Below are 1052 nucleotides of genomic sequence, written 5' to 3'. Positions count from 1 at the left end.
TTCTCAGGTATCCGGCCCGCTGTGTCAGTGCCGTGTCAACGCCGCTGTGTCTGTTGGCTCTAGCGGCATGGAGCGGGGAGCAACTAGATCGCTGCCGAACCACGCTCTCCGGTACGGACCCTGACAGCTTCGAACACATCCATCGTCCATACTTTGCCGTCGCCGGCCCGGCCGGTGTTGGAACTGGCGATGATGACATCCAGGATGTCGTCCGCCTGTTCGTCGGTGGCCAGGACTTCCACCCGGATCTTTGGCAGCAGGTCCACGTTGTACTCGGCCCCGCGGTACACCTCGGTGTAGCCGCGCTGCCGGCCGTAGCCGCTGGCTGCGCTGACCGTGAGGCCCTGCACACCGTAGGCTTCCAGGCCTTCGCGAATAGCCTCAAGCTTTTCCGGTCGGACGATTGCCGTGATCAGTTTCATGCCCCCACACTTTCCTTGCCCGTTGCGTTCTGCTTGCCGTTGGACGCGGCGTCCACCGGCACTTCGGCGGCTGTGCCTTCCTCCTGCGGCTCGCCGCCCATCGGCTTGCCCGTGATCAGTTCGTGCAGCGGCTGGAAGCTGCACGCCGCTGTGTCTGTTGGCTCTAGCGGCATGGAGCGGGGAGCAACTAGATCGCTGCCGAACCACGCTCTCCGGTACGGACCCTGACAGCTTCGAACACATCCATCGTCCATACTTTGCCGTCGCCGGCCCGGCCGGTGTTGGAACTGGCGATGATGACATCCAGGATGTCGTCCGCCTGTTCGTCGGTGGCCAGGACTTCCACCCGGATCTTTGGCAGCAGGTCCACGTTGTACTCGGCCCCGCGGTACACCTCGGTGTAGCCGCGCTGCCGGCCGTAGCCGCTGGCTGCGCTGACCGTGAGGCCCTGCACACCGTAGGCTTCCAGGCCTTCGCGAATAGCCTCAAGCTTTTCCGGTCGGACGATTGCCGTGATCAGTTTCATGCCCCCACACTTTCCTTGCCCGTTGCGTTCTGCTTGCCGTTGGACGCGGCGTCCACCGGCACTTCGGCGGCTGTGCCTTCCTCCTGCGGCTCGCCGCCCATCGG

3 protein-coding genes are annotated in these 1052 nt (G+C 64.4%); all 3 read right to left on the bottom strand.

Going from position 1 to position 1052, the window contains the following annotated elements; translation table 11 throughout:
• Positions 1 to 83: 83 nt before the first annotated feature.
• From Y706_RS0112475 to Y706_RS0112465, 3 genes are read right to left on the bottom strand one after another with little or no spacing between them, the layout of a single operon-like run.
• Positions 84 to 422 carry a P-II family nitrogen regulator gene (locus tag Y706_RS0112475; RefSeq protein WP_028276847.1) on the bottom strand — a complete coding sequence of 113 codons (339 nt, stop codon included), beginning with the start codon at positions 420 to 422 and terminating at the stop codon, positions 84 to 86.
• Positions 419 to 595, bottom strand: coding sequence for a hypothetical protein (locus tag Y706_RS28835; RefSeq protein ID WP_156945130.1), 177 nt, complete (start codon positions 593 to 595; stop codon positions 419 to 421). The genes Y706_RS0112475 and Y706_RS28835 overlap by 4 nt, the downstream gene beginning before the upstream one ends.
• 14 nt (positions 596 to 609) lie before the next feature.
• Positions 610 to 948 carry a P-II family nitrogen regulator gene (locus Y706_RS0112465; protein ID WP_028276847.1) on the bottom strand — a complete coding sequence of 113 codons (339 nt, stop codon included), beginning with the start codon at positions 946 to 948 and terminating at the stop codon, positions 610 to 612.
• Positions 949 to 1052: the final 104 nt, after the last annotated feature.

The organism is Arthrobacter sp. I3, from assembly GCF_000520575.1.
Classification (GTDB): domain Bacteria; phylum Actinomycetota; class Actinomycetes; order Actinomycetales; family Micrococcaceae; genus Arthrobacter; species Arthrobacter humicola_A.
The sequence above is the reverse complement of the archived record's forward strand: the minus strand, read 5'-3'. Positions and strand labels throughout refer to the sequence as shown.